21 protein-coding genes are annotated in these 18,854 nt (G+C 68.1%); 14 read left to right on the plus strand and 7 right to left on the minus strand.

Annotated features, from left to right (window positions below):
* Window positions 1–50 precede the first annotated feature (50 nt).
* Complete coding sequence (locus tag D9V41_RS10885; RefSeq protein WP_208006832.1) at window positions 51–1,421, minus strand: uracil-xanthine permease family protein; 1,371 nt, start codon at window positions 1,419–1,421, stop codon at window positions 51–53.
* 345 nt (window positions 1,422–1,766) lie between these two features.
* Here D9V41_RS10885 and D9V41_RS10890 point away from each other — a divergent pair, with 345 nt between their 5' ends.
* From D9V41_RS10890 to D9V41_RS10915, 6 genes are all read left to right on the plus strand, one after another.
* Window positions 1,767–2,321 (plus strand): alternate-type signal peptide domain-containing protein, encoded by a 555-nt coding sequence (locus tag D9V41_RS10890; RefSeq protein ID WP_166376005.1) that lies wholly within the window; start codon window positions 1,767–1,769, stop codon window positions 2,319–2,321.
* Between the two features lies 1 nt (window position 2,322).
* The gene (locus tag D9V41_RS10895) at window positions 2,323–2,880 is read left to right on the plus strand and encodes a signal peptidase I (protein WP_121794585.1); all 558 of its coding nucleotides are present in this window, start codon (window positions 2,323–2,325) and stop codon (window positions 2,878–2,880) included.
* Window positions 2,877–3,485, plus strand: coding sequence for a COG1361 family protein (locus D9V41_RS10900; RefSeq protein WP_121794586.1), 609 nt, complete (start codon window positions 2,877–2,879; stop codon window positions 3,483–3,485). The genes D9V41_RS10895 and D9V41_RS10900 overlap by 4 nt, the downstream gene beginning before the upstream one ends.
* Window positions 3,482–4,102: a TasA family protein gene (locus D9V41_RS10905; protein WP_121794587.1), complete on the plus strand. Its 621-nt coding sequence runs from the start codon at window positions 3,482–3,484 to the stop codon at window positions 4,100–4,102. The genes D9V41_RS10900 and D9V41_RS10905 overlap by 4 nt, the downstream gene beginning before the upstream one ends.
* Window positions 4,099–5,073, plus strand: a complete 975-nt coding sequence (locus D9V41_RS10910; protein WP_121794588.1) for a signal peptidase I — start codon at window positions 4,099–4,101, stop codon at window positions 5,071–5,073. Before D9V41_RS10905 ends, D9V41_RS10910 begins: the two co-directional genes overlap by 4 nt.
* Window positions 5,074–5,322: 249 nt before the next feature.
* Window positions 5,323–5,610: a hypothetical protein gene (locus tag D9V41_RS10915; protein WP_121794589.1), complete on the plus strand. Its 288-nt coding sequence runs from the start codon at window positions 5,323–5,325 to the stop codon at window positions 5,608–5,610.
* Window positions 5,611–5,629: 19 nt separating this feature from the next.
* On the opposite strand, the gene D9V41_RS10920 is transcribed toward D9V41_RS10915, so the two are convergent.
* Window positions 5,630–5,818, minus strand: a complete 189-nt coding sequence (locus D9V41_RS10920) for a DUF6458 family protein (RefSeq protein ID WP_121794590.1) — start codon at window positions 5,816–5,818, stop codon at window positions 5,630–5,632.
* A gap of 24 nt (window positions 5,819–5,842) precedes the next feature.
* Window positions 5,843–7,096, minus strand: coding sequence for a PucR family transcriptional regulator (locus tag D9V41_RS10925; RefSeq protein ID WP_121794591.1), 1,254 nt, complete (start codon window positions 7,094–7,096; stop codon window positions 5,843–5,845).
* Between the two features lie 144 nt (window positions 7,097–7,240).
* Here D9V41_RS10925 and D9V41_RS10930 point away from each other — a divergent pair, with 144 nt between their 5' ends.
* From D9V41_RS10930 to D9V41_RS10945, 4 genes are read left to right on the plus strand one after another with little or no spacing between them, the layout of a single operon-like run.
* The gene (locus D9V41_RS10930; protein WP_166376006.1) at window positions 7,241–8,218 is read left to right on the plus strand and encodes a polysaccharide deacetylase family protein; all 978 of its coding nucleotides are present in this window, start codon (window positions 7,241–7,243) and stop codon (window positions 8,216–8,218) included.
* Window positions 8,219–8,231: 13 nt separating this feature from the next.
* Window positions 8,232–9,758 (plus strand): AMP-binding protein, encoded by a 1,527-nt coding sequence (locus D9V41_RS10935; protein WP_121794593.1) that lies wholly within the window; start codon window positions 8,232–8,234, stop codon window positions 9,756–9,758.
* The gene (locus D9V41_RS10940; RefSeq protein WP_121794594.1) at window positions 9,755–10,603 is read left to right on the plus strand and encodes an enoyl-CoA hydratase; all 849 of its coding nucleotides are present in this window, start codon (window positions 9,755–9,757) and stop codon (window positions 10,601–10,603) included. The genes D9V41_RS10935 and D9V41_RS10940 overlap by 4 nt, the downstream gene beginning before the upstream one ends.
* Window positions 10,600–11,805 carry a thiolase family protein gene (locus D9V41_RS10945; RefSeq protein WP_121794595.1) on the plus strand — a complete coding sequence of 402 codons (1,206 nt, stop codon included), beginning with the start codon at window positions 10,600–10,602 and terminating at the stop codon, window positions 11,803–11,805. The genes D9V41_RS10940 and D9V41_RS10945 overlap by 4 nt, the downstream gene beginning before the upstream one ends.
* Before the next feature lie 18 nt (window positions 11,806–11,823).
* Here the strand turns inward: D9V41_RS10945 and D9V41_RS17825 are convergent, their stop codons facing one another.
* Window positions 11,824–12,273 (minus strand): hypothetical protein, encoded by a 450-nt coding sequence (locus tag D9V41_RS17825; RefSeq protein ID WP_166376007.1) that lies wholly within the window; start codon window positions 12,271–12,273, stop codon window positions 11,824–11,826.
* 124 nt (window positions 12,274–12,397) lie between these two features.
* Here D9V41_RS17825 and D9V41_RS10955 point away from each other — a divergent pair, with 124 nt between their 5' ends.
* Window positions 12,398–13,492: a M23 family metallopeptidase gene (locus D9V41_RS10955; protein WP_166376008.1), complete on the plus strand. Its 1,095-nt coding sequence runs from the start codon at window positions 12,398–12,400 to the stop codon at window positions 13,490–13,492.
* Window positions 13,493–13,495: 3 nt separating this feature from the next.
* Here D9V41_RS10955 and D9V41_RS10960 read toward each other — a convergent pair whose 3' ends face one another.
* Together D9V41_RS10960 and D9V41_RS10965 are read right to left on the minus strand one after the other, a co-directional pair.
* The gene (locus tag D9V41_RS10960) at window positions 13,496–14,872 is read right to left on the minus strand and encodes a VWA domain-containing protein (protein WP_121794598.1); all 1,377 of its coding nucleotides are present in this window, start codon (window positions 14,870–14,872) and stop codon (window positions 13,496–13,498) included.
* Entirely contained in the window at window positions 14,869–15,747 is an 879-nt protein-coding gene (locus D9V41_RS10965) for an AAA family ATPase (protein ID WP_208006834.1), read from the minus strand. The genes D9V41_RS10960 and D9V41_RS10965 overlap by 4 nt, the downstream gene beginning before the upstream one ends.
* A 17-nt stretch (window positions 15,748–15,764) precedes the next feature.
* On the opposite strand from D9V41_RS10965, the gene D9V41_RS10970 reads away from it, so the two are divergent.
* The 3 genes from D9V41_RS10970 to D9V41_RS10980 all read left to right on the plus strand — a co-directional run bounded on the left by D9V41_RS10970 (window position 15,765) and on the right by D9V41_RS10980 (window position 18,579).
* Window positions 15,765–16,145 (plus strand): SRPBCC family protein, encoded by a 381-nt coding sequence (locus D9V41_RS10970; protein ID WP_121794599.1) that lies wholly within the window; start codon window positions 15,765–15,767, stop codon window positions 16,143–16,145.
* A gap of 26 nt (window positions 16,146–16,171) precedes the next feature.
* Window positions 16,172–17,464, plus strand: a complete 1,293-nt coding sequence (locus D9V41_RS10975) for a M20/M25/M40 family metallo-hydrolase (protein ID WP_121794600.1) — start codon at window positions 16,172–16,174, stop codon at window positions 17,462–17,464.
* A 176-nt stretch (window positions 17,465–17,640) separates the two neighbouring features.
* The gene (locus D9V41_RS10980) at window positions 17,641–18,579 is read left to right on the plus strand and encodes a hypothetical protein (RefSeq protein ID WP_121794601.1); all 939 of its coding nucleotides are present in this window, start codon (window positions 17,641–17,643) and stop codon (window positions 18,577–18,579) included.
* Between the two features lie 81 nt (window positions 18,580–18,660).
* On the opposite strand, the gene D9V41_RS10985 is transcribed toward D9V41_RS10980, so the two are convergent.
* Window positions 18,661–18,846 (minus strand): DUF5703 family protein, encoded by a 186-nt coding sequence (locus D9V41_RS10985; RefSeq protein ID WP_121794602.1) that lies wholly within the window; start codon window positions 18,844–18,846, stop codon window positions 18,661–18,663.
* Window positions 18,847–18,854: the final 8 nt, after the last annotated feature.

Genomic DNA, 18,854 nt, shown 5'->3' on the forward strand with positions numbered 1-18,854 from the left:
TCGAGGCTGGACGGGGCACGCGCGCCTTCGTCGGTCGTGGGCGGTGACCCTCAGCGCTTGTCGGGCGAGTCCTCCGGATCTGCCAGCGGTGTGTCGACGTCGAGTGGCGCGCCTGCTGCGGGCTTGGGACGTGTCAGGTTCATCACGACGGCCAGGACCGCGGCCGGGACGATACCGGTCTCGAGCAGGACCTTGATGTTCTCCGGCATGAGCGCCACTGCGTCGGGCACCGCGGCGAAGCCCTGCCCGACGCCCACCGAGACGGCGATGACGAGCATGTCGTGGCGATCGAGTGGCGACTCGGCGAGCAGTTTGATGCCGGCGCCGAGCATCATTCCGAACATGACCACCGCCGCGCCGCCGATGACCGCCGAGGGCATGATCGCGATGATCGTCGCCAGCTTGGGGAACAGCCCCAGGAGAACGAGGAACCCCGCACCGATCGACACCACGTGGCGGCTCATGACGCCGGTGAAGGCGACCAGACCGACGTTCTGACCGAACGAGGTGTTGGGAAGAGCGCTGAACAGTGAGGCGAACGCCGTGGCGACGCCGTCGGCGACGACGCCGCCGGACAACTCCTTGTCGGTGACCTGTCGGCCGGCGCCGCTCTTGGTGATCGCCGACAAATCCCCGATGGTCTCCACCGACGTGGCGATGGCCATGGCGCCCATGGCGATCAACGCTGCGGCAGGGAAGTCGAGGCCGAACTCCAGCGGCATCGGGACGGCGAACCACTTGGCGTCACCGACGGCTCCGAAGTCGACCTTGTCCATCGGGATCGCCACGAGGTATCCGATGACGAGGCTGATCAGCACGGCGGAGGCCCCCAGGACCCCGCGGCCGAAGCGGTAGAGCACGAGCATGACGACGAGGACGAAGGTGGCCAGACCCAGGTTCGACCATGAGCCGAAGTCCTCAGCGCCGTTGCCGCCGGCGTACAGCGCCATCCCGGTCGGAAGGAGGCCGATACCGATGACGAGCACGACGATGCCGCTGACGAGCGGGGGGAAGAGCACCTGGAGCCAGCGGAGGCTGAAACCGAGTGTGACCTGAACCAGCCCAGCGAAGATGGCGCCGCCGAAGACGGCTGCGATGCCGTAGTCCTGCGCCAACGGAATCGCGACCGCCAGGAAACCGAAACTCGTGCCTTGGACGATCGGTAGCCGGGCTCCCACCGGGCCGAAGCCGACCGTCTGCAAGAAGGTGGTCAACCCGGCGACGAGCAGGGCGACCTGCACGAGAAAGGCGGTCTCCCCGGTCGTCGCGCCGATGGCGGTGGCGAGCACGATCGGCAAGGTGACGTTGCTGGCCATCATGACCAGCACGTGCTGGACACCGAGGAGGACCGCTTCTCCGACGGGCGGCATCTCGTTGATGTCGTAGCGGGCCTGAACAGCGTTGTCGTTGGTGGAGCTCACGATGGACCTTCCGGCGCGATGAATGTCCGGCTCATCCTGCCGTGAGACCCACGTCACTCGACAGCGGCAACTCCGACAGTTCGCGGGCATCGATACTGTCGACTTTCGACAGCGTCGAGCGGAAATCGCCGCCGACGACACCCGCGATCACTCACCCGAGGGTGAACTTGCGGGTGAAGTGCGCACGCTGACCCGAGGCCCTCGATTGCCTCGTTCTCCCTGATGTTCCAGCCCAGAACGTCGTTCGCTCTGCCGGATTCACCCCTCCGGAACCGCGCCCGATCCAGGTTTCAATGAGCTGGGTTTTCCATCGCGGATGGAATGGATGGGGAAAGGGACACATACATGAACAAGACAGGTAAGGGCCTCATGGCCGCGGCCGCGGCCGCACTGCTCATCGGCGGTGCTGGCACGCTCGCGTATTGGACCGCGGAGGCCGCCGTCGACGGTGGGTCGATCACGGCGGGAAGTCTCACGCTGACGCCGAACGACGATTGCACGGGCTGGCTGTACGCCGACGGCTCCGCCTCGGCCGGCAGCCCGGTGACGGCTTTCGTGCCCGGCGACGTCGTCACGGCGACGTGCAGCTTCACGGTCGGCGCCGAGGGCGACAACCTCGCGGCGACGGTCGACGCACCGGACATGCTGACGTTCACCAGCGCTCCGGCGGGAACGACGTTCACCGCCGGCGTCGACGCGAGCTACACGCTCGGCGGCGCTGCGTTGGCCGACGGCGCCACGATCACCGATGCGAACGACGGCGAGGTGCTGGCGGCCACGTTCGAGGTCGCGATTCCCTTCGGCGACACGACGGCGGTCAACACGAACGACATGCAGGGCATCACCGCGACGCTCGACTCGCTGACGGTGACGCTCACGCAGGCCGACCCGAACCCCTGACATGCGTCACATCCGGCCCCGGCGCCGGAGCGCAACCCGCTTCGTCGGGCAGGTCGCCGCGTGGGGCGTCATCGTCGGCGTGACCGCCTCGATCGCGGCCGCCGTTGCCGCACCGCGGCTTGCCGGTGCCACTCCCTACGCGGTGCTGAGCGGCTCGATGACGCCGACGTACGGCGTCGGCGCGCTCGTCGTCACCCGCGACGTGGACCCGGCGACGCTCGGCGTGGGCGACGTGGTGACCTATCAGCTGCGCTCCGGCGAGCCGCAGACCGCGACGCACCGCGTCGTCGCCGTCCGCCAGCAGCTCGATGGTGAGCGCGAGTTCATCACGCAGGGCGACGCGAACGCGGCAGCCGATCCGCTGCCCGTGCGCCCCGTTCAGATCCGAGGAGAAGTGTGGTACTCGGTGCCCTATCTCGGCTACGCCCACACCTGGCTCGATCCCGGTCAGCGGGGACTGGCGATCACCGTGGTCGCGGCCCTGCTCTTCGGCTACGCCGCGGTGATGCTGGCCGGCGCAGCTCGTGACCGGGTACGGGTACGAAGGGCCATCGTATGAGAACGCTGGCGGTGGTCGCGGCTCTCGCACTGATCGCCCACCCGACCGTCGGTGTGGCAGCGCCAGAGATCCGTGTGGTCCCGGGGGAGCGGTACGTCGCCGAAGTGCCGGCGAACGCAGTGTTCGACGCGAAGCGCCGCTGGGTTCCGGGCGAGGAGCGGAGCGTCGAGTTCACCGTCCGCAACGACGGCGAGGAGAATGCGACGTCCGTGTGGGTCGCGCTAGAGGGCGGCAACGATCCCGACGCCTTGCTCGCGGACGAGCACGTGCGGTTGGACGTGCGCGTCGACGACGGTGCGTGGCAACCGCTGCAGCCGGACGGGACGCCCGCAGTCGTGCGGGACACCGTCGTCACCCCGGGGACGACGACGGCAGTGACGCTGCGCGCCACCTTCGACGCCGCCGCCGGCAACGTCACGCAGCGTTCCTCACTCGACCTTCCGCTGGTGGTGGGGATGAGCGGAGATCAGGACGGCCCCGTGCCGGCTCCAGGTCAGCTCCCGGCGACGGGGTCGGTCCTCGGCCCGGTCGTCGTCGTTGGCGGGCTGCTCCTGCTGCTGATCGGACACGCGGTGCGACCCAGGAAGGAAAGGAGACCTCGATGAGCAGACATCGCGCCCGGCGATCGGGCCTGCTGCGGGCCGTGCTCAGCCTCGGGCTCCTCGTGGGCGTCGGCGTCAGCGGGACCATGGCGTACTGGACGGATCAGGCGACCGTCACGACCGGACAGCTGGCTGCGGGACGCCTTGACCTGACCCTCAACGGCCAGCTGGCCGGCCCCGGTGGCTCCACGACCGACACCACCTTCGCCGTGGGCGACCTCGTGCCCGGTGAGAGCTTCGCCCGCGCCATCTCGGTCGGGAACGCGGGCACGGTCCCCCTCGACTACACCGCCGTCTCGCATACGAACGGAACGCTCGGACCAGGACTGCGGTGGACCGTCGTCGCGGGCGGCGCCGCGTCGAACGCCGGGTCCTCCGCGAACGGCGACCGGACGGGAACGTGCACCGGAGGAACGACGACGTTCAGTTCGGCCTCCGCGATCAGCGCGAACGCGGCGGCGCCCACACCGGTCGTCCCGGCACGCCGACCGCTGGCCGCCGGGGCGAGCGAGACGCTCTGCGTCATCGTGCGCTTGGACCCGTCGGCCCCCTCCTCGCTCCAAGGTGCGACGGCGACGGCCACCTTCGTCGTCAACGGCGTTCAGCGAGGCGCCCCATGAGTCGCCTCCGCGTCGTCGTCCTCAACGCAGGAGCACTCCTCGGCGTCCTGTGCGTGCTGGTGGCCGCCGCCCTCTGGGTGACCGGCAGCCGGCCCCTGGTCGTGCAGTCCGATTCGATGGCACCCGAGATCCACGCCGGGGACCTGCTGCTGGCTCGGTCGATACCCGCGGCGGACCTCGAGGTGGGCGACGTGGTGAGCGTCGTCGACGGCTCGGGTGTGCGTGTCACCCACCGCATCATCGAGGTGTCCGAGAGCGGCGCCGAACGCATCGTGCGCCTGCGCGGCGACGCGAACGCCGTCGCCGACCCCGACGCCTACACGCTGTCGCGGGCAGAACGCGTCACCTGGGTCCTGCCCGGAGTCGGCAGTGCCGCCGCGTTCGTCGACAGCACGCCGGGCCGGGTCACGGCGATCGGCATCGTCGCGGGGTGCTGGCTGGCGGTGGTGCTGCCGCGACGGCGTGCGCCGCTGCACGCGCGTCCGCGACGCCGACGAGGGATCGCTCCGGTCCTCGTCGGCGCGGCCCTCCTGCTGCCGGCCGTGCTTCCCGGGGCACGTGCATGGGCGATCTTCGACGACACGGCTACGGTCGCCACAGCCCCGCTGGCAGCCCACCGTGTGGTCGCTCAGGGTCAGCCACAGTGCCGTAACGAAGGGGGGCTGTTCGGCGTCGGCGAGTACGTGCGCCTCACCTGGCCGCATGTCGACGTTCGCTACGAGTACCGCTGGGAGGCCCGGCACACGGCGACGGGCGAAGTGGTGCGCTCCGGTGTGGTGCAGCCCGCCGGCGGTCGCCCCGGCGAACTCGAACTGCGGTCCTCCGTACTCGACCTCGGCCTGGGCGCCACGACGTACGACGTCGTGGTCCACGCCCGACTCCGCGCAGCGCCGAGCTGGGAGGCGGCCGGGACGACGACGCAAGTGCGAACGAGCGCGGTTCTCCTCGGGCTCGGCGTTCGGTGCGCCTAGAATCGGATCGGCGACCGGCGTCACCCCGCGTGGGGCGCCGCGAGCCCTCGTGTGTAGGGTGATGCCACCGTCCCGCGCGCGGTGCTGTGACTCGAAAGTGGCGGGAAACGGCGCCAGAGCTCGCGACGTCGACGCGTCTCGACTCCGGAAGGTGGGTCGGCGCCATTGATTCGCCGCGTCACGAGTGCGATGGTTTGAGCAGAGACAAAGGCCGGCGACGGTCGCATGCCTTGCGTAGGGGTGGGAGTGATGACCATGCGCGACCTCGATCGCGAACGGCTGGCTTTTGAGATGTCGCTCGTGATGATGAAGAAACTCGGTTGCGAGATGTATCTCACCGCCGGCGTGGGGCTCATGGTCTGCCTGGAGCATCCCGACGCGCCCGAGCACGAGCAGCAGGCCGAGGGGGTCTGCGCCTTCGCCCGTCATCAGGTCGACGCGGTGCTGCGCATTCACGACGCCGGCGCGTTGCCGGCCTATATCGATGCGCTGGACGAGTACGCCGGGATGCTCAAGGCGGCGGCAGGCACGGCCTGACGTGCCACCGACGAGTGCTTCAGCGCGGCGGGTCGATATCGCGCCGGGCGCGTCCGGCCATCAGAAGTGAGAGCAAGAGCCCGACGACGCCGACGCCCATGAGGATGTAGCCGGTCGTGACCAGGTCGATGCCGTTGATCGCGTCTTGAACTGCGAACGCGAGGATGGCACCGAGAGCGAACAGGAACAGCGAGCCTCCGATATACATACTGCGACAGTGGCAGTGATCGGCTCAGTTCGCATCTCGAGGAACCGGTCCTGAGCCAACTCGTCCCGATGAGACTGCGGTGACGGCTCGCCATCGCGTGAGCTCGAGCGCGACGCGCAACCGAAGGTCGGCTGGGTCGACGACTCGACCGAGGACGGCTTCTATCCGCTGCAATCGCTGAGAGACGGTGTTGGGATGAACGCCGAGCCGACGCGCACACCGCCGTGGGCTCCCCAGCGTGGCGAAATACTCATGCAGGGTCGACATGAGTCTCTGGCGGTCGTCGTGATGAAGTAACGGGCCGAGTTGGTCGTCGACGAAGCGATCGCAGAGCTCGGAGTGCTGGGACGTCAGCACCGCGACCGCGACGTCGGGAAAGCGCACGGGCTGGGGCAAGGGCGGCGCACTGATCAAGGCGCTGAGCACTGCCTCTTCATGCGTGTGCCTGAAGCCGCGGATCCCGTCTCGGGGCGTCCCGAGCGCGAGACCGATGCCACGGGGTAGCTGGACCGTGGCGAGATCCGCATACACGGCACGATCGACGGGAGAAAACCAACCATGAACCGTGGTGCCATCTGCGTTCACGGCGATGTGCTGAGCAGCGGCGCCAGCAAGGGCCCGTCGAGCAGCTTCGGCAAGTTCCGGTCCGCGGTCGGGCCCCTCGCACCACGCCACGTACCCGATATGAGTGCTGTCGACGGCGTACCCGAGTAACTCACCGAGTTCGCGCCCATCCGTCGCGCCGGCGAGTGCGGCACGCACCATCTGACTGCGTTGAGAGTTGACGTCGCGAAGGACCTGATCGCGGACTCGGTTGTACTCCGCGATGGTTCGACCCGTCATCGCCTGCATGTAATCGAACATTCGGATCGAGCCGGCTTCGAGAGCCTCGGCACGGCGAGTGACAGCGGGCTCCTTCTTGCGCAAGTACTCGGTGAAGCCGTTCCAGATCGCTGCGTGACCGAGTTCGTAGGCCCGGAGTATCGCCGACAGGGGCACCTCTTGACCGGCCATGGAGGCGGCGAACGCGCGCGCCGGTTCCGGTAGGCGTGCCGGGGCGCCTGAGCCCAAGAGGGCGGCGCGCAACCCTGGGAGGTGGGACACAATCGACGAGCGCAATTCCCCGATTCCGGTGGAGCCGACCGTCTGCAACTCGGGCACCTGCGCCCAGAGCTCCTCGGCGAGCCGAGCGAACATCACGTGCCCGTACGCATCGACCCACGCGACGAACGGGTCGAGGGGGGAGCCGCCTTCTCGGCTGTATGCAGTGCTCGCCATGGCGCCACTATGGACGATCGCGACACCGCCGTCCAGCACGAAATGTGACGGTGCTCACGCCACATAACAGTGTGTCATCTGAGCCCATTGTTGCCGACGTCGGTGCTCGTGAGCATGGTGCGAACCGCTTCGAAGGAGAATTTCATGTCCGCATCATCTCCAGATCCCATCTCGGGCCTGCGCCTGGCCGTCACCGTGGATGACCAGTTCCAATGGACGGGGATCCCGTTTCCGGACGGGTATGATCCGGCCCGCGTCAGCGGCGCCATGGTCACCGCGTTTCGCGAGCATCAAGTGCCGGGCGTGTATGCCTTCAACAGCACCGCGCCGACCGAGGAGCATCCCGAATATCTCGACGTCCTGGACACGTGGATGGCCGCCGGGCACTACGTCGGGAACCACACCCACCAACACATCAGTCTCAACTGGCTCGACGTGGGCACCTACCTGCGCGACGTCGAAGCGAGCGAGAAGGTCCTGGACCGCTGGATTGCTGCATCGCCGTCCCGGTACTTCCGGTACGCCTTCGGGATGGAGGGTGATGCTCTCGAGAAGACACGTGCCGTTCAGACGCACCTCACGCGGCAGGGATTCCTCTCGTCGCCGGTCACCATGTGGTTCTACGACGCGCAGTTCATGGTGGCCTACCATCGCGCGATCGCGCTGCGCGACCGAGAAGCGATGCGCCGCGTGGAGGACCTGCTGGTGGCGACAGCGATCGAGCAGATTCGTAGTCAGGCCTCGGCTGCCCAGCGCGCCATCGGGCGCGTACCCTCGCAGATCCTGCTGATCCATGGGACGGCTGTCGCGGGTGCGACGATCGGACGCGTGTGCGCGGAGCTCCGGCAACTGGGCGCCGAGTTCATCACGTCAGAGGAGGCGATGGCCGATCCCGCCAACGTCATCGGCGCGCCGTACACGACGCGACAGTTCCGCAACATGACCCAGAAGTGGGCCGAGTTCGCGGGATTCGCGATCGACAACATGCCACCGAAGGTGCTCGCTGAGGTGGAGACCATCGCTGTCATTGACGGTGAGAGCTACGAGGAAGTGCTCGGGCGCGCGATCACCGAATGGACACGGCGCGTGGCGTTCACTCCGGTCCCGAACGACTTCCACTGATGGAGGAATCGTGATGTCTGAATCATTTGTGTCCTGCGGTTCCACGCAAAGGTCGTTAGCCGCGGTCAAGGATCGTGCCGCACGGTTCGCCACCGGACTTCGCGAGCGAGGAGTTGCTCGCGGCGACCGCTTCGCCATCTACATGCGTAACGAGATCTCGTTTCTGGAGCTGAACCTCGCGGCCGGACTGATCGGAGCCGTCCCGGTACCCATCAATTGGCATTGGACCGGAAGCGATCTAGCCCACGTACTGCGCAACAGCGAGGTGTCTCTGGTCGTCGCGCACACCGATCTACTGCCACCGCTGCGGGCTCAAGCCCCCGAGAAGCTGATGATCGTCGAGGCCGAGGTACCCGCGGAGGTGCGCGAGGCGTACCGACTCGGCGAGCAGCCGCTGACCGGTGAGTTTCCGGTTCTGAGCGATTGGGAGCGATGCGACCCGTGGAACGAAGCGGCTCCTCCCGCGCCGATGAGCGTCATCTACACGTCGGGAACGACAGGTCAGGCGAAAGGTGTCCTGCGAGATCCGATCGCTCCAGAGGTCCTGCCCACCACGCTCGGCAATGTCGCGGATCTCTATCACCTGCGGCCGGGCGAGACCACATTGATTCCGGCGCCGCTCTACCACTCCGCCCCGAACGTTTATTCCAACTTCGCGGCGGCCTTGGGGATGACGATCATCATCATGCCCCGGTTCGATGCCGAGCGCTTTCTGGAACTGGTGAGTCGTCATCAGGTCGACACCGTTCACGCAGTACCGACGATGTTCAGCCGCCTTCTGCAGTTGCCCCAGGCAGTGCGGGAAGGCTATGACGTGAGTTCGTTGCACTCAGTCGTTCACGCGGGGGCCCCTTGCCCGCCCGCAGTCAAGACGGCGATGATCGAGTGGCTCGGTCCGATCGTGCATGAGTACTACGGTGGCTCGGAGATCGGCGCGTGGACCGCCTGCGATTCGTTCGAGGCGCTGGAGCGGCCCGGAACGGTCGGCAGACCCATACTCGACGCCGATATTCGCATCCTCGACGGACAAGGGGCGCAACTCCCAGCAGGCGCCGACGGTGTCGTTTACGGTAAGACGTTTTCAGGTTGGCCGGACTTCACGTATATCGGCGATGACGAGAAGCGGCGGCGGATGGAGGTGGACGGATACCTCACGCTCGGGGATATCGGTCACCTCGACGAGGACGGCTACCTCTACCTGAGCGACCGCATGAACGACATGGTGGTCTCCGGCGGGGTGAACATCTATCCCGCCGAGATCGAGGCGTGCCTTCTCGATCTCGACGGGGTGGTGGACTCTGCGGTCTTCGGCATCCCTGACAGCGACTTGGGTGAAGCGCTGGCCGCCCACGTCCAGGTAGCTCCGGATCGTCGGCTGGACGCCGCCGCAGTGCGCGATCATGTTCGAGGGCGACTTGCCGGATACAAGGTCCCGCGTGAGGTCGTTCTGGTCGATGACCTCCCGCGCGAGGATACGGGCAAGCTGTTCAAGCGGAAGCTCAAAGCTCCGTACTGGGCTGCCACGGAGGTGAGTTCGTGAGCAGCTCGGTGCGAAAGGAGCGGCCCGTTGCTGGCGTCGAGCGGGTGGTGTTGAGTCGACCTGAACGCCGCAACGCGCAGAACGCCCGCATGCTGTACGAACTCGACGAGGCCTTCGCCGGGGCTGCCGCGGATCCGGACGTCAAAGTCATCATCCTGTCCGGAGACGGACCGGACTTCTCCGCCGGACACGACCTGTCCGAGCGCGGCAGCACGCTTCCCGGTTCGCCGGTGGCGACCTTGGAGGGCGCGTTCGGTGCGGCCGGGGTCGAGGGGAGGCACGCCTTCGAATGCGAAGCCTATCTGGGGCTGTGCCGGCGGTGGCGCAGCCTACCGAAACCGACGATCGGCCAGGCGCACGGGCGCTGCATCGCCGGTGCGTTGATGCTGCTGTGGCCGATGGATCTCATCGTGGCTGCTGAATCGACGACGTTCTCCGACCCTGTCGTGGCGTTCGACCTGAACGGCGCGGAGTACTTCGCGCATACCTGGGAGGTCGGCGCGCGGAAGGCGAAGGAGATGCTGTTCACGGGCGAACCGCTCTCCGCGTCGGACGCCCACCGTTTGGGCATGGTCAACCACGTCGTCGCCGACGCAGAACTGGACAGCTTCACGCTCGACCTGGCTCAGCGCATCGCCCGCATGCCGGCGTACGGGCTACGGCTCGCCAAGGCCAGCGTCAACGGCAGCGTCGACAGCCAGGGTCAGGATGCGGCGATGGAGCGCGCCTTCGCGTTGCACATCGCCGGTCACGCGAACAATCTGGCTCAACACGGCGAGATCATCGACCCGGCCGGGATCGGCCGAATCCGCGAACTGTCGCGACATCGGCAGGAGCAGACATGAGGGAAGTGTGCATCGCGGGCATCGGCATGACACCGTTCGGCAGGTTTCCGGCCACGTCAGTTCGGGACCTCAGCGCAGCGGCGGTCAGGGGAGCACTCGCCGACGCCGCGGTAGGGCCGGAGCAGGTAGGCGCCGTGTACTTCGCCAACGCTGTGCAGGGCTTCCTGCACGGGCAGGAGATGATCCGCGCCCAGGCAGCGCTTCGTGACACGGGCCTGCTCGGACACCCGATGATGAACGTCGAGAACGCCTGCGCATCCGGCAGCACGGCCGTCAATCTGGCGTGGATGGCCGTCGGTTCCGGCCAGGTCGACATCGCGGTCGTCGTCGGCGCGGAGAAGCTGACGCATCCGCACAAGCAGCGGAGTCTCGACGCCATCGCCACCGCCGTCGATCTCGACGAGATCGACCAGCTGCGCGCGGCCTTGTCGCGCTCGAGCGACGAGGGCGACAGCGGCTCGCTGTTCATGGACATCTACGCCGACGCCGCCCGGCGCTTCGCCGAACGCTCCGGCGCGACGCAACGTGATTTCGCGGCGGTGGCCTCGAAGAACCGCGAGCACGCCGCGCTCAACCCGATCGCCCAATTTCGGGAGCCGATGAGCGTCGAGGATGTTCTCAGCGCCCGCCAGGTGAGCGGGCCCTTGACGCTGCCGATGTGCTCACCGATCGGAGACGGTGCTGCCGCGATGGTGTTGTGCGCACGCCACATCGCTGACGCCGCGCCGGCACCCGTGGTCACCCTTGCCGCGTCGAGTCTCGTCTCCGGGCAGACGTCACGGTCCGATCATGGCGCTGTCGGCCGAGCAGCGGCAGCGGCGTACGAGTCGGCGGCAGTGGCACCTGATGAGCTCGATGTCGTCGAGGTGCACGATGCTGCCGCGCCGGCCGAACTGATCGCGCTCGAGGAGCTCGGAATCTTCGATCCCGGCGAATCTCTGCATGCACTGTCAGCCGGCGTGACCCGTCTCGGCGGCCGTATGCCGGTGAATCCGAGCGGAGGCCTGATCTCCCGCGGTCATCCGATCGGTGCGACCGGGTGCGCTCAGCTCGTCGAGCTCGTCCTACAGCTCCGGGGCGGAGCAGGTCAACGCCAGATTGCCGGAGCGCGCGTTGCGTTGGCCGAGAACGTCGGGGGTCATCTGGGGCCGGACCCGGCCGTCGCGTGCGTCACGATCCTCAAGGGGGCGGGCGCGACCTGACGCGTTACACCGAAGGGCTCAGCGGGTCGCCCAGACGAACTCACCGGGAGCCCGCCGATCGATCTCCACGGTGCCCAGGTCCCCGAGGACGAGAGTGAGTGGGGCGTCGTCGGAGGGCAACTCGTCGAGGACGACCGTCGACGTGGTCGGCGCGTAGTCCATCGTGGCGGGCCTGCCGGGGTCGTCGGCGATCGTGAAGTCGACCCGATGGTCGTTCACGACAGCGCCACGCACGATGGCCGGGTTGCCGCTGCTGCCGAAGGTCACCACCCACACCGTTGCGTCGCCAGGCGCAGCGGCCGCCCCCGCCACCGCGTCGGGCGGGGGAGCGGGGGCGGTTCCCGCCGGGAAGCCTCCCGTCACGGCGACTGCGCCGGGTAAGTCAGAGGCAGAGTCGTCGCCGCCCTCGTCCGCGCACGCGGAGAGCGCCAGGAGCACCGGGAGCCACCACCATCGACGGCCGATCACACGGCCCACGGTACGCGCTGGCCTCGTTTCAGACGATCATCCAACTCCTGGGGAAAGTCACACGGGCACGACCGCTCGGCCGCTACCATGTACACGACCCCGACCCCCTGTGATGAGGCGATCAATGACTTCCGCTGGTTCACACCGCGCGACGACCCCGTCGTCGACACGTGTACCCGGTGGAACCCGCCGCCGTCGGCGTCGTCGCCCCCCGTTCGCGTCCCCGCTGCTGGCGGGTGTGCTGAGCCTGAGCGTCGCCGGGGGAGGCGTCGTACTGACCGGGGAGGCACGCCTCTCGAGCACGGGCGCCGTGGCGCTGGTCACCGATCAGCTGCCGTCTGCTCTTCCCGTCGCCGAGAGCGGCGCAGACGGTCCCGCCGTGGACGGCACCGAGGGTGTCCACCTTCAGCCTGCAGCGCCGGAACCAGGAGCGACCGCGACACCGTCGCGGCAACCGATCAACGAACCAGCCGCCCCGTCAGCCGACGAGGAAGCGCCGAGCGAGCCCACTGAGCCTCCCGCCGAGCGACGGGCCGAAGAGGGGTCGGTCAGCGCACCCGATCCCACCCCGCTGACCAGTGACACCAGCCCGCTCGCAGCCCAGTTGCAGTCCCAGACGCTGGCGGAGGAACCGGTCGCTCCCGGCGTCGCCAGCCTCGCGTCGGCCGTTCTGCCGCCGATGCCGCCGGACTTCACCGCCCAACAGGAGGCGTTCGCGGCCGAGCAGGCTCGGATCGCCACGCTCGTCGAGCAGCGCGTGGCCGAGCTGAAGGCCGAGGAGGAGGCGCGCGCCGCCGAGGAAGCGCGCCGCGCCAACGAGTGGGTCATGCCGCTGGCCCGCTACCGGCTCTCGGCGCGTTTCGGGCAGGCCGGAAGCTTGTGGTCGAGTGGTCGACACACCGGCATCGATCTGTCCGCGCCCACGGGCACGCCGCTCGTCGCCATGCAGGACGCCGTCGTCGTCTCGACCACCTACGCCGGTGCCTACGGGAATCGCACCGTGTTGCGGCTCGCCGACGGCACCGAGCTCTGGTACGCCCACCAGTCGCGCATCGACGTCGAAGCCGGACAGATGGTGCGCAAGGGCGACCAGATCGGAGCGGTCGGAGCCACGGGCAACGTCACGGGCCCGCACCTGCACCTCGAAGTCCGCCCCGGTAAGAACGCCGATCCGGTCGATCCGTTGCCGATCATGGCTGAGCACGGGCTCAAACCCTGACCGTCACACCGGGAGGATTCGACCGACGAAGCCGCTGAGCTGCTCGACATTGCAGCATTCGTACATCGGCACGATGTCGGCGTAGCCGAGCGCCTCAGAGTCGCCGAGCCCCCACCGCGACCCGTGCTCCGGGTTGAGCCAGTAGGTGCGCCTCGATCGTTCATTGATGCGGCGCAGCGCTTCGAATCGCGGGTGCTGGTTGTTGTTCCGCGCGTCGCCGAGCACGATGACGGCCGTGCGGGGCCCCACGGCGTCGAGGTACTGCTCCACGAAGTCGCCGAACGCCTCGCCGTAGTCGCTGCTGGTATGCCACTTGGTGATGCGGGCCCCGGACTGGATGGGACCGATGAGATCACCGGAACCGTCCTTGATCAGGTCGGTCACCTCGTCCATCGCGTTGACGAAGGCGAACACCCGGATCTTGCTGAACTGGTCACTCAGCGCCTTGACCAGCAGCATCGTGAACTGCGAGAAGCCGGCCACAGACCCGGAGACGTCGCACAGGAGGACGAGCTCGGGGCGGGACGGCCGTGGTGCCGCGTAGACCGGCTTGACCGGGACGCCGCCCGTACTCATCGCGCTACGCAATGTGCGGCGGATGTCGATCTGGCCACGACGGCGACGCCTCCGCCGGGCAGCGAGGCGGGTCGCGAGCTTTCGGGCGAGCGGTTGGACAGCGCGCCGCAGCTCGGCGAGCTGATGCGCGTTGGCGCTGAGAAAGTCGACGCGGTCCTTGCTCTGCGCGACGGCGTGGCGCGCGACGGTCTGCCGGCCCCGTACCTCAGCCGTTCGACGCCGCGCCTCGGCGGCAACGAGCTCACGGAAGCGAGCGACCCCGCGCCGGACCTCGTCACGCTCGAGCCGGTCGGTGAACTGGCCGGACTGGCCCTGGCCGCTGCCGGCGCCGCCGCCGCGCATGGCTAAGGCTTGCGCGACGGCCGTCTGCGGGCGCAGCCGGTCGAGCGTCTGGTAGGCCGACCAGCCCTGCGTTCCGGAACCTTCCTGGCCGACGGCACCCAGCGCATCGACCGCGACCTCGGCGAGTTGGGTCAGCGCCCGGGCATCGTCATCGGCGAGGGCCATGGCGAGGAGGGCACGCAGCTGCTCGGCGTCGAGATCGTCCTCGCTGTCCTGCACCGCGGTGGGCGTCCCGACTCCTGCCGGAAAGAACACGTCGAACGTCATGTCGAAGACGTCGCGCTGCCCATCGCGACGCACCAGCGCGGCGGCGAGCCCCTCCCGCAGCACCTCGCGGTCATCGAAGCCGAGCACCTCCAGCGCAGCGGCGGCGTCGATCGTCTCGCTGGGTCCCGCGTTGATGCCTTTGAGGCGCAGCGCGTCGACGAACTCGACCAGGCGCTCGGCAACCTGCGTGGTCATACCAACTCGCTGAGATTCAGCGTGGTCCGCGCCTTGTCGATGTCGTCCTGATGCTTGAGCACGACGCCGAGGCTCTCCTCAACGATCTGATCGCTCAGGACCGGGGCGCCGAGCGCCACGAGGGTGCGCGCCCAGTCCAGTGTCTCGGCGACCGATGGTGCCTTGCGCAGCCCGGCAGACCGCAGCGCATTGACCACCCGCACGACCGAATCGGCGAGCGTCGCGTCGAGGTCGGGCACCTTCAGCGCCACGATGTCGCGTTCGAGTTCTGCCGAGGGGAAGTCGATGTGGAGGAATAGGCATCGGCGGCGCAGCGCCTCGCTGAGCTCGCGGGTCGCGTTGGAGGTCAGCACGACGAAGGGCCGCTGGGTCGCGGTAATGGTGCCGAGCTCGGGCACGGTGACCTGGAAGTCGCCGAGCACCTCCAGCAGCAGGCCTTCGATCTCCACGTCGGCCTTGTCGGTCTCATCGATGAGCAGCACCGTCGGGCCGTCGTTGCGGATCGCGGTGAGAAGCGGACGCGGAAGCAGGAACTCCTCGCTGAACACGTCGGAACGCGCTTCGTCCCAAGACTCCTCGCCACGCGCGGCGCTGATCCGCAGCAGTTGCTTGGCGTGGTTCCACTCATACAGCGCGCGGGCCTCGTCCACCCCCTCGTAACACTGAAGCCGCACGAGCTCGGCTCCGCACGCAGCCGCCACCGCCCGGGAGAGTTCGGTCTTGCCGACACCGGCCGGTCCCTCGACGAGGAGCGGTTTGCCGAGTTCGCTGGCGAGGAAGACCGTCGTCGCGACGGCGTCGGAAGCCAGATAGCCGACCTCGGCGAGCTTCGACTTCACGTCAACGACCGATTCGAAGTGCATCGTGCGCGTCATGGCGTCAATGTAGACCCATGGTGTACGTGGAAGCGACGGTGCACACGTCGCGCCCGGTTGGCGAGGCCTACGACCGGGTGACGACGTGGGAGCACCATCGCGTTCCCTTCACGCAGATCCGGCGGCGCCCGGAAGGCTTCGTCGCACGCACCGGCATCGGTCCGCTCGGCTTCGACGACCCCATGCGGGTGGTGCGTGCGGACCGGCCACGCTGCGTGCAACTGGTCAAGGAAGGGCGCGTCGTGACCGGTTGGGCGATCATCGATGTCGAGTCCGACGGTGAGGGTAGTGTCGTGACCTGGCAAGAGGAGCTGTCGTTCCTCGGCGTTCCCGATCCGCTCATCGCGCCGGCCGCGCGATGGATGGTGCGGCGGACGCTCGCGCAGTTGCTGGCCTGAGGCGACCAGGCCCGTACCATCGGGGCATGGGGTACCTGCCTGAGGCCGAGACACTGCAGATCTGCCGCGATCTGATCCGCATCGACACGTCGAACTTCGGCGACGATTCCGGTCCGGGGGAACGCGCGGCGGCCGAGTACGTGGCGGCCTCGCTCGCCGAGGTCGGCATCGAGTCGCAGATCTACGAGTCGGAGCCGGGCCGGGCGTCCGTCCTGGCGCGCTGGGGGAATCAGGACTCCCCGCGTCCTGGTCTCGTCATCCACGGGCACCTCGACGTCGTTCCTGCGCAAGCGGCCGACTGGTCGGTGGACCCGTTCGCCGCCGAGATCGTCGACGGATACCTCTACGGCCGTGGTGCCGTGGACATGAAGGACTTCGACGCGATGCTGCTCTCGGTCGTTCGGGCCCGCCAGACCGCGGGACAGATTCCCGACCGCCCGATCCTGCTCGTGTTCACCGCAGACGAGGAGGCCGGCGGCGTCAAGGGTGCTCAATGGCTCGTCGAGCACCACCGGGAGTGGTTCGAGGGCTACACCGAGGCGATCGGTGAGGTCGGGGGCTTCTCGACCGAGATCGCTGGTCAGCGCCTCTACCTCATCGAGTCCGGTGAGAAGGGCATCGCCTGGATGCGCCTGACCGCGCTCGGCACTGCCGGACACGGCTCGATGCGCAATGACGACAACCCGGTCGTGAACCTCGCGCGCGGTCTGGCGGCGCTGGGCGACTACGTGTGGCCCGAAGAGCCCGGTCCCTCGATGCAGGCGTTGATCGCCAAGGTCAGGGAGCTCACGGGCGCGGAGGGAAGCCCCGCCGAGGTGATCGAGCACTTCGGTCCGGCCGTGCGGATGATCGGGGCGGGCCTGCGCAACAGCACGAACGCGACGATGCTGCAGGCGGGCTACAAGCACAACGTGGTGCCCGGCGAGGCGGTCGCGTATGTCGACGGCCGCTACCTGCCCGGGCACGCGGAGACCTTCCTCCCCGCGGTCCAGGAGATCGTCGGCGACAAGATCCTCGCCGAACCGCACATCGCCGACCGGGCGCTGGAGTACCCCTTCGAAGGCGACCTCGTCGACGCGATGACGGTCTCCCTCCACCGGCACGACCCGGAGGCGCACATCGCGCCGTTCCTCATGTCCGGCGGCACGGATGCGAAGTCGTGGGACAAGCTCGGCATCACCTCGTACGGCTTCACCCCGCTGCGGCTGCCGGGCGATCTCGATTTCACGGCGCTGTTCCACGGCGTCGACGAGCGGGTACCCGTCGACGCGCTGGAATTCGGCTCGCGCGTCTTCGACACCTTCCTCGACCTCGCCTGAGCCGCCCGGGCGGTGAGCTATCCCGCACGTGGGCCCGTGGAGTGCGTGCCAACTCACCGCTCGCCGGGGCGGACGGGCGTGCGGGGCCGCGTCCACAACAAGGGCTCGCTCGCGCAGGCTCCACAGGCGGGCACGGCGGTCTCGTGTCATCGGTGCGGTGGCGGTTCGATCAACGCATGGCGGCCGCGATCGATGTTCCCGACTACTTTCTCAACCACCCGTTCACCCGTGCGGAACTGGTCGATGCGGGTATCTCTCCCCGAGTCCTGGAAAGCAGTCGGTTCCGTCGCATCCATCCTCGGGTGTGGGCGCATCGGGACTTCGTGCCGTCACGCGCCGATACGGTGTACGCGGCGCGCCTCGCGATGCCGCCCGAGGCTCGGCTCAGTCATGAATCGCGGCTCGAGGTGCTCGGCTATCCGTGGCCGCACGTGAGTCGACGAGTGCACTTCACCATCGCCGGCGATCTCCACCTGGATCTGGACGGGATCTTCCTGCACCGTACCGAGGTGCTCCCGCCGTGCGACGACGAGGGCGTGACGCCGGCGGCAGCCATCGTGCAGATGTGCGCGGCCAGGTCGCTGCTCGACGTCGTCAAGGCAGGCGACTGGCTGCTACGGCACCAGCACGCGACCCGTGAGGAAATCGGCGAGGTCGCGCGCCTGCATCCGTGGCGGCCCGGGGCGAAGGGCGTCCGCGCTGTGCTTCCACTGCTCGACGGCAATGCCTGGGCGCTCGGCGAATCTGAAGTTCGGGTGCGTCTCGAGGCGGCCGGACTGCCACGTCCGGCGACGAATGTCCCGCTGTACCACGGTTCGGTCCACCTGGGAACGGCGGATCTCTGGCTCGCGCAGTGGCGGTTAGCCATCGAAGTCGAAGGCCAACAGCATTTCGTTGACCCGCGCCAGGTCGAATCCGACGTGCATCGCTACGCGGGGTACCGACGTGCCGGCATCAACTACCTGCAGATCACAAAGGCCTTGCGACGTCAGCCGCGGGCGATGGTCACCACCGTGCATCGCGAACTCGTCCGGCTCGGCTACGGGGGTCCGCCCCCGCGGTTCGGCGGGCGATGGCACGCGCTCCTTCTGCCTCCCGGGTCGAAGTGGCGGTGAGTTAGCACGCACTTCTGGCCGCAAGGTGCGGGATAGCTCACCGCCCGAGGACAAGGTGCGGGATAGCTCACCGCCCGGGGTTCAGAAGGTCGCGCGCATCCGGATGATCTTACGGCGCAGACGTACGGTGCCCTGGCCGCTGCGGTCCTTGCGAAGCCGATCCAGCTCCCAGCCTTGGAACTCCGCTGCGTCCGTGAGGAGCCGGCACACCGCTTGACGCGACTGCGTGCGGGAGATGGACAGGTCCCAGAACTCGTACTCGACCATGGGGCTCC

It is taken from the genome of Aeromicrobium phragmitis (genome assembly GCF_003674095.1).
GTDB classification, from domain to species: domain Bacteria; phylum Actinomycetota; class Actinomycetes; order Propionibacteriales; family Nocardioidaceae; genus Aeromicrobium; species Aeromicrobium phragmitis.

Coding starts and splice junctions, on each gene's coding strand:
- D9V41_RS10890 (WP_166376005.1), top strand. CDS start 1,767: ATGAACAAGACAGGTAAGGGCCTCATGGCCGCGGCCGCGGCCGCACTG.
- D9V41_RS10895 (WP_121794585.1), top strand. CDS start 2,323: ATGCGTCACATCCGGCCCCGGCGCCGGAGCGCAACCCGCTTCGTCGGG.
- D9V41_RS10900 (WP_121794586.1), top strand. CDS start 2,877: ATGAGAACGCTGGCGGTGGTCGCGGCTCTCGCACTGATCGCCCACCCG.
- D9V41_RS10905 (WP_121794587.1), top strand. CDS start 3,482: ATGAGCAGACATCGCGCCCGGCGATCGGGCCTGCTGCGGGCCGTGCTC.
- D9V41_RS10910 (WP_121794588.1), top strand. CDS start 4,099: ATGAGTCGCCTCCGCGTCGTCGTCCTCAACGCAGGAGCACTCCTCGGC.
- D9V41_RS10915 (WP_121794589.1), top strand. CDS start 5,323: ATGACCATGCGCGACCTCGATCGCGAACGGCTGGCTTTTGAGATGTCG.
- D9V41_RS10920 (WP_121794590.1), bottom strand. CDS start 5,818: ATGTATATCGGAGGCTCGCTGTTCCTGTTCGCTCTCGGTGCCATCCTC.
- D9V41_RS10925 (WP_121794591.1), bottom strand. CDS start 7,096: ATGGCGAGCACTGCATACAGCCGAGAAGGCGGCTCCCCCCTCGACCCG.
- D9V41_RS10930 (WP_166376006.1), top strand. CDS start 7,241: ATGTCCGCATCATCTCCAGATCCCATCTCGGGCCTGCGCCTGGCCGTC.
- D9V41_RS10935 (WP_121794593.1), top strand. CDS start 8,232: ATGTCTGAATCATTTGTGTCCTGCGGTTCCACGCAAAGGTCGTTAGCC.
- D9V41_RS10945 (WP_121794595.1), top strand. CDS start 10,600: ATGAGGGAAGTGTGCATCGCGGGCATCGGCATGACACCGTTCGGCAGG.
- D9V41_RS10955 (WP_166376008.1), top strand. CDS start 12,398: ATGACTTCCGCTGGTTCACACCGCGCGACGACCCCGTCGTCGACACGT.
- D9V41_RS10960 (WP_121794598.1), bottom strand. CDS start 14,872: ATGACCACGCAGGTTGCCGAGCGCCTGGTCGAGTTCGTCGACGCGCTG.
- D9V41_RS10965 (WP_208006834.1), bottom strand. CDS start 15,747: ATGACGCGCACGATGCACTTCGAATCGGTCGTTGACGTGAAGTCGAAG.
- D9V41_RS10970 (WP_121794599.1), top strand. CDS start 15,765: ATGGTGTACGTGGAAGCGACGGTGCACACGTCGCGCCCGGTTGGCGAG.
- D9V41_RS10975 (WP_121794600.1), top strand. CDS start 16,172: ATGGGGTACCTGCCTGAGGCCGAGACACTGCAGATCTGCCGCGATCTG.
- D9V41_RS10980 (WP_121794601.1), top strand. CDS start 17,641: ATGGCGGCCGCGATCGATGTTCCCGACTACTTTCTCAACCACCCGTTC.
- D9V41_RS10985 (WP_121794602.1), bottom strand. CDS start 18,846: ATGGTCGAGTACGAGTTCTGGGACCTGTCCATCTCCCGCACGCAGTCG.